An 8,238-nucleotide genomic window follows, 5' to 3' on the forward strand; every position below is an offset into this window, starting at 1 on the left:
ATTTAGATTCCCTCTTTCTTCAGTTTGTCCACGATCGGAATATCAGCTGGTGCCCAGCTTAATTTATCCAAGTCGTCTATCTCTAGCCATTTCACAGTCTGATGTTCAGTTAAAATAGGTGTCCCTTTTATGAGCTCACATCTATAGGCTGATAAATGAACGCGTCCAAAATCATAATCATACGTAACTTTTTTAAATAATTGATCAGATGCCCTTATATCCATCTTAAGTTCTTCATTGATTTCTCTCTTCAAAGCTTCTTGATGCGTTTCTTCTCCTTCAATTTTCCCACCAGGAAATTCCCATAATCCAGGAAGAGACATCTTATCACTTCTTTGTGCACATAAAACCTTGCTTTGAGATTTTATTATTGCACCTACTACATAAATTTCTTTCATCACATACACTTCCCTATTTAAGTATTCTTTATACATGCATTCGTTTTTCCAGTTCGCTGATTACAGCGCGTCGATGTTTGAAAAAGACAGCTACCGACATGAGAAGACTTAATAGGACAGACAAGAGACTTGGTAGTAAAAAGACAACCCAATCCAAGATTAAAAATACTGCTGGTATCAAGCCTATAATCGCTGCAAGTTGGAGATATAGAATATAATCTTTTGCTTTCAAATTCACTAGTTGAATAGATATGAACATTGAAAGTAAGGCTGAGACACATACTATTGGAATCACAAAAGTTAAAGACCACCCAAGCCAGCCGTTGATATAGTCAAAGTACAAACTTATGATGGAAATCAAAAAGAGAATATACGCGATACCTTTCACTATATTACGACGTTTCCTCACTATAACAACCATCATCAGCCACATGATCATAATACCAAAAAGGACATACTCAAGATTAAAGAATTCAAAGCGCCAAATAAAATGAGCTATGGAATAGAGCAACGTTATCAAGACTGAAGCTAGGCTGAGTATATATCGAATTTTTTTACGATTAAATCTTAGAGGGATATCTGGAAAATCCGTTTCTTCTCGTTCATCGCATTTTTCCATTTTCAAATCGCTCTCACAAAGTGGACATGTTGACCACTCTCCCTTTAAATCCGCATGGCACTCCGGGCAATGTTTCATTACTCATTTATCTCCTCTCTGGATACTTTATTCACATCCATTGTCACATCAATCTCTCTTTCTGTTAGTAGGCGCACAAACTCTCGATGAATATCGGTTTCAATGAACGGACTCGTAAAGCATATAGATAACACTTCTCTGTAACTCATCAAACAGAACTGGGGACGGACGGCAGATGTGTAAAAAAATGTCTGCTTCACATATTCTTCCATCCCTTCCGGTAATTGAACGCGTCCCAAATTAGACATAGCGACGGTTATGTTCTTATTATTGAAATAATTTACTGCTTTTAACACACCATCTTTTAGCGGACGAGGCGCAATACGAATGAGTGGATAAAATTCGAATCTCATGAATCTTTTCAAGCGTTTTTCAAGTGCTTCTTTTTTTAAACGTGATTGCAGTTGCTTTTTCAACACAGTACATAAACCATCTAAATGATCTTCCTGGTCTGGTTTAAATGTATAAGAAACAACGGTTGTACTAAAAAAATTCCTAACTGAGACCGATGGGAAGAATTGTCTCAAATTAATAGGTATTGAGGTCGTAACCGTAACATCCTTGGATTTATTTTTACTTGCCTGATAAACAGCCAACATATACAAAGCAGTCATGTAAACAGTTAAAGAAACATTTTCAACACGCGCTAAATTCAATACACCAGTCAAAGAAGTACTCAACTCAATGACGCGTTGTCTGTGGTCAGGTGTTTTCTCGCCTCTAATATGGTACACAGCTGATGCTCTGGGTTTCTTCTCTACTTTTTCATCTCCACTTGCTGTTTCTATATCTTTATATCTCTCTAGAGGCCTCATACTCGCCTCGATGGTCGCATACTTTTTCTTTTTGCTGAAATACCGTTTGAAGCTATCCTCTAAGTCCGCTTTTTCTCGTCTTTCCGGTTTATCCATAGATTCGAGCTGTTTAGCTTGTCTTAACCTAACGTATTCAGCCAAGAGGTCTTCAAAGAACCATAACGCGCCTGTCCCATCTGTCAAAGCATGAAAGACTTCGAGGTGTATACGGTCCTTATAATAAAGCACGCGAAAAAGCAATTCTCGCCTATCGTAGTGGTATAGTGGCGAACAAGGGGGAGCCGTTTCTGGTTTCACCTTGGGTAGACCTTCATCCTCCTCTAAATAATACCAAAAAAGCCCCCGTCTTAAGACGTTATGAAACAAAGGATAGGCTTTATACGTCTCTTTTAAAGCAGATTGAAGTAAAACAGGATCGACTATTTCTGTCATTTCAGCAGATAAGCGAAAGACTTTCGTATCTGTTTCATTTTTGGCAGCTAAAAAAATATTGGAAGCATGATCAAGCCTAACCCATTTTTTCTCCTCCATAGCTGCACCTCCTTCTATCTGATTAAAAAATCATCCATTACTTTCAATGTTTCCTCTACCGGTTCAGTAAATGTTGGGTAATTAATAAATCCATGAACACTATTCAAAACGCGGTGAATGTTCACTATATTCCCTGCTTTTCTTAAGGCTTTTCCATACGCTTCACCCTCATCACGCAAGGGATCATATTCAGCTGTCAGCACTAATGTTTCTGGCTGCTCAGTCAAATCTTCCGCCATTAATGGGGATATCAAAGCCGTTTTTCTTTCGGATAAATCTGGACTGTATAATTCCATAAACCCTTGAATCTTCTTTATCGTCATACCGTAATCATAGCCGTTCGTTTTGATTGATTCAAAAGGTGAGTTCTCCGTATGATCCCAGTAAGTCACTGGATATATTAAAACTTGTTTTTTAGGCATCCTTTTTTGACGTTTCTTGAAAAGCAATGACACAACGGCTGCTAAGTTCCCCCCAGCAGAATCCCCCATAATGATCCAGTCTTCCTCCTGTTCGCCTTCCAATGGTGTGAGTAAAACTTCCGCAACGCGATAAACATCCTCCAAGCCGGCTGGAAAAGGATTTTCCGGAGCCAGACGGTAATCAACAGAGTAAACGACGCGTCCGAGGTGATCCGCTATATTAACGCACGCGCGCGTATAATAGTCAATATCACCAGTAACCCAGCCCCCTCCATGGATGTAGAGTATAGGTTCTGGGTGTTTTTTTTGCTTAGGGTAAAAAATACGTACAGGTATTTCATGGTCTTTATTTATTGAATAAATTTTTTCATCCAATATACGGTAGCGAGCCGATGGTGCACTAGAAAAGAGTTTTTGCATTTTTCTAACCCACTGGTAGTCTTCCTGCATATCAATACGCGGTGAGGAAGCTAGGCGTAATAAAAATTTAAATACTGGGTTCATATTTTCCCCTCATTATCGTAAAATAGTATTCTTTGTTTATATTTACTTTAAAGTATACCAAAAATAAACCTTTATTTTTCTAATTGTATTTAATTAACCTACGTTTTGAATAAATTTCATAGTTTATGCGATGCCTCCTTTTATAAAGATACTTAAACTTTACCCTGCTCGAACTTTCAAGTATACTGTAATATATAAAAGGACAAAAAACACCTTTTACATACTCTTTAGCATTTAGAAAGTGAGGTTAGTTATGATGGAAAAAAATACTCCCGAACAAACAGAAATAGAGAAAGAAGTCTTATCACGTGTTGCTCAAACCTTTAAAATACTAGGCGACCCAACGCGTATTCGGATCCTGAATCTACTTTCTAAAGAAGAGTTATCTGTTAATGAAATCGTTGATAGACTGGGACTCAAGCAATCCAATGTGTCTCACCAACTAAAGGCCCTCAGAAATGTTCAATTGGTAAAATACCGCAGAGAAGGAACCACTGTGTACTATTCCTACGATGATGAACATGTCATCAATACACTTGAGCAAATGGTTAATCATGTAAGACACTCTTAAAAGAACCTAAAATTTTTCAAGAGAACGCCTTAAACATTATTATATTGTAATATATTAATGTATACTGGTATTACAGATAAAATCACTCTCTAAAATTTACTTTTTCACATTTAATTATTAACTTTATAGTAATCGAATAAAAAATGGAGGATATAGCACAATGACTGATTCAGAAACAGAACATCATCATGAACATACCGTTCACCACACAGAACATGACCATAATCATGGGAAGGCACCTATAGTACTGTATTTCATTGGTTTGATAGTGGCTGCTACTGCATTATTTTTGAGCAATAACCAGCCATTCATAAAAAATGCCCTTTTTGCTCTAGCTTCTCTATCCGCTGGTTATCATGTTGTTATTCTTGAGGGTATAGGAGAAACCATTCAAAACACTAAAAAAGAAGGCAAATTTTCTCCTAATTCACATATTTTAATGGGTTTAGCTGCAATTGGCGCTTCCTTGATCGGTAGTTTCTGGGAAGGAACCCTTTTAATTCTTATCTTTTCTGGAGCACATTTTTTGGAAGACTATGCTGAAGGAAAAAGTAAGAGAGAGATATCCAATCTGCTTGAAATGAATCCAACAACAGCACGTTTAATAAAACCTAATGGAGATACAAAAACAGTTGACGTAAGTGAATTAGACATTGGTGATCAACTAAAAGTGTTAAATGGTGACCAAGTTCCCATCGACGGTACCGTTCTCTCTGGCACGACGTCTATCGATGAGTCCTCAATCAATGGTGAAAGTATGCCAAAAGAAAAATCAGAAGGAGACACCGTGTTTGCCAGTACGATTAACGGAACAGGCTCTTTCACCATGAAAGTAACCAAGAAAAGTGATGACACTGTTTTCTCTAAAATTGTCCAACTTGTTGATCAAAACCAGACCAATCAAACGAAAGCAGCAAGTATTATTCAAAGATTCGAGCCTAAATATGTTAACTTTGTCTTAGTTGCCGTACTGCTTGTCATTATACTTGCCCCCTTCTTATTTAACTGGACATGGTCAGAGAGCATATACAGAGGGTTAGTCCTTTTAGTCGCTGCATCCCCCTGTGCTCTCGCGGCTGCTACTGTTTCAGTGACATTATCAACCACTTCCAACTTAGCAAAGCGTGGCGTTTTATCTAAAGGAAGTACGTATTTATCTCAGTTAGGCGCTATTAAGGCCATTGCTTTTGATAAAACAGGAACGCTTACTAAAGGAAAACCAGAAGTTACAGATGTCTACTTTAACGATTCTGTAAACAAAGAAACGATGATTGATATTGTAGTTGCAATGGAAAGCGAATCAAATCACCCTTTAGCAACAGCTATTCTTGAAAAATTCGAAGCGACTAATAAATACGATATAGACGTTGAAAACCAAATAGGTAAAGGTCTAGAAGGAGTATATAATGACAAAGTGTATCGCATAGGTAAACCTACTTCTTTTGAAAATGTGTCTCAAGAATATAGGCAGTTGAATGAACAATGGGCTGCTGATGGGAAGACGGTCGTTTATATATCAGAAGATGAACACGTCATAGGTCTTATAGCCTTAATGGATGTTCCCAAAGAAGGCACTAAAGAGGCTATTGAGTACTTTAAGTCTCTGGATATTCATACTACCTTAATAACTGGTGACTCTGAAATGACCGGAAAAGCTGTCGCAGAACAATTAGGTCTTGATGAAGTGATCGCCAATGTATTACCAGAAAATAAATCAGCCATTATCAACGAACAAAAAGAGAAATTTGGAACAACAGCGATGGTCGGCGATGGTGTGAATGATGCACCGGCCCTTGTTAGTGCAGATGTCGGCATAGCCATGGGAGAAGGAACAGATGTCGCAGTAGATGTGTCAGATATTGTTTTAATGAAAAACGACCTATCCAAATTAGTTAACTCGCATAAGATTGCCAAAAAAATGAGTCGCGTTATCTGGCAGAATATTTTTCTATCAATGGCTGTCGTTATATTTTTAATTATCGTCAGCATGCTTCAGCTAACTGACATTGCACTCAGCGTCATTATTCATGAAGGCAGTACCTTAGTTGTTATACTAAATGGTTTAAGGCTCTTAGCCTCTAAGTAATCCATTAAATACGATATAACTAAAAATATCACTATTTCATCACACGCACTAAAAGAAAGGAGATCATATGCAGAATCTCAATCGACGCGCAAAACAACTAGAGTTCGCAACATTCGGCATGGGTTGCTTTTGGGGTCCTGAAAGTCAATTTGGCCAATACAGCAGTGTTATTCATACACGTACAGGCTTTGCTGGAGGCACATCTTCAGAGCCAACTTACAGAAATATGGGGGACCATACAGAAACAGTTCAAATAGCGTTCGATTCTACACTATTGTCTTACGAGGATATTTTAAGAATTTTCTGGGATAGCCATGATGCTTTTAAGGATCGATACTTCAAAGAACGCCAATATATATCCCTTTTAATCGTTCATTCCACTAAACAATTACGCATAGCAGAAAAAGTAAAAAATGAGCTTGAAAATAAGTATGGAAAAACGATACAAACGGAGATTCAATTTGATGTACCCTTTTATCCCGCTGAAGAACGCCATCAAAAGTACTTTTTGAAACGCTTTGAAAAAGCAATGACTTCGCTTCTTCCTTTATTTAATGACCATACAAGCTTTGCCCATTCCACAATCGCGGCACGCTTAAACGGATTTGTTAAAGAACACGGCCGATTAGATGCCATTAAAAACGAACTCTCTGAGTGGCAGCTCACCCAAAAGGAAGAAGCACTCCTTCGAGAAATGCTCGCAACCATTCGTTGGTAAGTCATTTTTATAAGTTTAAACCCCCACCCAAACATAGGCACATGTCCTACGTTTGGGTGGGGCTCAGTTTATAACATCATAACTAGTCAAACCAGCCTTTTTTCTTGAACCAGTAAAATAAAGAAAGACCAATAAACAGCATCATTCCCAAAACAATAAAGTAACTATATCTGTCATCCAGCTCAGGCATGTATCGAAAGTTCATACCATAAATCCCAGAAATCAATGTTAGGGGTGTAAAAATAGAAGTAATAATCGTCAAGACCTTCATAACTTCATTAGACTGATGGGATGTCATTGAAAGGTAATTATCCCTTATATCTGTTGTGATTTCACGGTTTGAACTAACCATTTCTGACACTTTAAGTAAGTGGTCGTAAATATCAGAAAAGTACTCGCGGCGATTGCGCACTTCTGTTAGATGTTGAGAGTTTAGCATGCGATACAATAAATCTCGCATAGGATTAACCGTTTGACGGATATGCAAAAGCGTATGTCTGATATCAAAAAGCTCATCCATCAGTTCATCCATCGACTGATTTTGTGTGTTATCTTCTATCGAATCTAATTTTTCTTCGATATCATAAATGACAGGGAAATACGCATCCACTTGTTTATCCAGCGTCTGGTAAAAAACATAATACGGGTCCCACTTTTCGACAACAGATTGCGATTTAATTCTCTCCCATACCTGCTCTACTTCGTTTAATTTTTCAAAGTGAAAGGTAATGATATAATCATCACCCACAAAAAAATCAAGCTCTTCTTTGACAGTTTCTTTTCCTTCTTGCTTAACTGTATGTGTAACGTAGAAATCATAACCATCATAGTAATCCAATTTAGGCCGCTGAAGTACGATTCCGCAGTCTTCAATAGCTAAGGGATGGAAGTTAAAGACTGTGTCCAACAATCGAAATTCATCCGCTGTAGGATTGCTAAAATCTACCCAATACCACTTGTACTTCTTTAAATTTTCTTGCGTTACTTTGACATTGGTCTCCATTGTATCATCCGGTAGCACACCGATAATATTGATCATTGTTTAAAACATCCTTTGTAAGAGCGCTAGTCATTTCATTATACGATAATTTGTGGAACTATTCTAACATTCTAATTGAAATATATTATTCATATCAGTTCAAATGATACCCTATATAGTGTTTACTGAACAAGTACTAAATTGATAAACCGACGAGTTTTAAATGGAAGACGCACGAAAAAAACTCCTAAAGTTTCGATCAAATAAAGCGCGCAGAAAGTTTCTTTGAATTTTGGATAAATTCAAAGAAACGATTGCTAAAGCAATCGTTGAAAAGGTCGTTTCGGCTAGACGTGTTCGAATCATTCCCAGCCCATGGCAGCGTTTGGCTAAGCTGAAGTCGCGCTCAACTTGGATACGGTCTCGATTATCTTTGTATTCAATCGTCTTGTCCACACGATCGTCTTTTTTGGGTCTCCCCAGTTTGGGTCCAGACAAGCGAATATGGTATTTTTTG

The 8,238-nt window shown here is 37.7% G+C and carries 9 protein-coding genes; 3 read left to right on the plus strand and 6 right to left on the minus strand.

Going from position 1 to position 8,238, the window contains the following annotated elements:
• Positions 1 to 2: 2 nt before the first annotated feature.
• From BMX83_RS07055 to BMX83_RS07070, 4 genes are read right to left on the minus strand one after another with little or no spacing between them, the layout of a single operon-like run.
• Entirely contained in the window at positions 3 to 398 is a 396-nt protein-coding gene (locus BMX83_RS07055) for a (deoxy)nucleoside triphosphate pyrophosphohydrolase (RefSeq protein WP_425425841.1), read from the minus strand.
• 28 nt (positions 399 to 426) lie between these two features.
• Positions 427 to 1,095 (minus strand): DUF6320 domain-containing protein, encoded by a 669-nt coding sequence (locus tag BMX83_RS07060; RefSeq protein WP_091635252.1) that lies wholly within the window; start codon positions 1,093 to 1,095, stop codon positions 427 to 429.
• A complete protein-coding gene (locus BMX83_RS07065) occupies positions 1,095 to 2,441 on the minus strand; it encodes a condensation domain-containing protein (RefSeq protein WP_091635255.1) in 1,347 nt (448 codons plus the stop codon). The genes BMX83_RS07060 and BMX83_RS07065 overlap by 1 nt, the downstream gene beginning before the upstream one ends.
• A 14-nt stretch (positions 2,442 to 2,455) precedes the next feature.
• Positions 2,456 to 3,367: an alpha/beta hydrolase gene (locus BMX83_RS07070; protein ID WP_091635257.1), complete on the minus strand. Its 912-nt coding sequence runs from the start codon at positions 3,365 to 3,367 to the stop codon at positions 2,456 to 2,458.
• Positions 3,368 to 3,620: 253 nt separating this feature from the next.
• Between BMX83_RS07070 and BMX83_RS07075 the strand changes: the two genes are divergently transcribed.
• The 3 genes from BMX83_RS07075 to BMX83_RS07085 all read left to right on the plus strand — a co-directional run bounded on the left by BMX83_RS07075 (position 3,621) and on the right by BMX83_RS07085 (position 6,742).
• Positions 3,621 to 3,938: an ArsR/SmtB family transcription factor gene (locus tag BMX83_RS07075; protein WP_091635260.1), complete on the plus strand. Its 318-nt coding sequence runs from the start codon at positions 3,621 to 3,623 to the stop codon at positions 3,936 to 3,938.
• A gap of 160 nt (positions 3,939 to 4,098) precedes the next feature.
• Positions 4,099 to 6,024, plus strand: a complete 1,926-nt coding sequence (locus BMX83_RS07080; RefSeq protein WP_091635262.1) for a heavy metal translocating P-type ATPase — start codon at positions 4,099 to 4,101, stop codon at positions 6,022 to 6,024.
• Positions 6,025 to 6,091: 67 nt separating this feature from the next.
• Positions 6,092 to 6,742 carry a peptide-methionine (S)-S-oxide reductase MsrA gene (locus tag BMX83_RS07085; protein WP_091635265.1) on the plus strand — a complete coding sequence of 217 codons (651 nt, stop codon included), beginning with the start codon at positions 6,092 to 6,094 and terminating at the stop codon, positions 6,740 to 6,742.
• 82 nt (positions 6,743 to 6,824) lie between these two features.
• Here BMX83_RS07085 and corA read toward each other — a convergent pair whose 3' ends face one another.
• Together corA and BMX83_RS07095 are read right to left on the minus strand one after the other, a co-directional pair.
• A complete protein-coding gene (gene corA / locus BMX83_RS07090) occupies positions 6,825 to 7,781 on the minus strand; it encodes a magnesium/cobalt transporter CorA (protein WP_091635267.1) in 957 nt (318 codons plus the stop codon).
• A 159-nt stretch (positions 7,782 to 7,940) separates the two neighbouring features.
• A partial coding sequence (locus tag BMX83_RS07095; protein WP_143059496.1) for a transposase occupies positions 7,941 to 8,238 on the minus strand: 298 nt, incomplete at its 5' end.

The organism is Alkalibacterium gilvum, assembly GCF_900109085.1.
Lineage (GTDB): Bacteria > Bacillota > Bacilli > Lactobacillales > Carnobacteriaceae_A > Alkalibacterium > Alkalibacterium gilvum.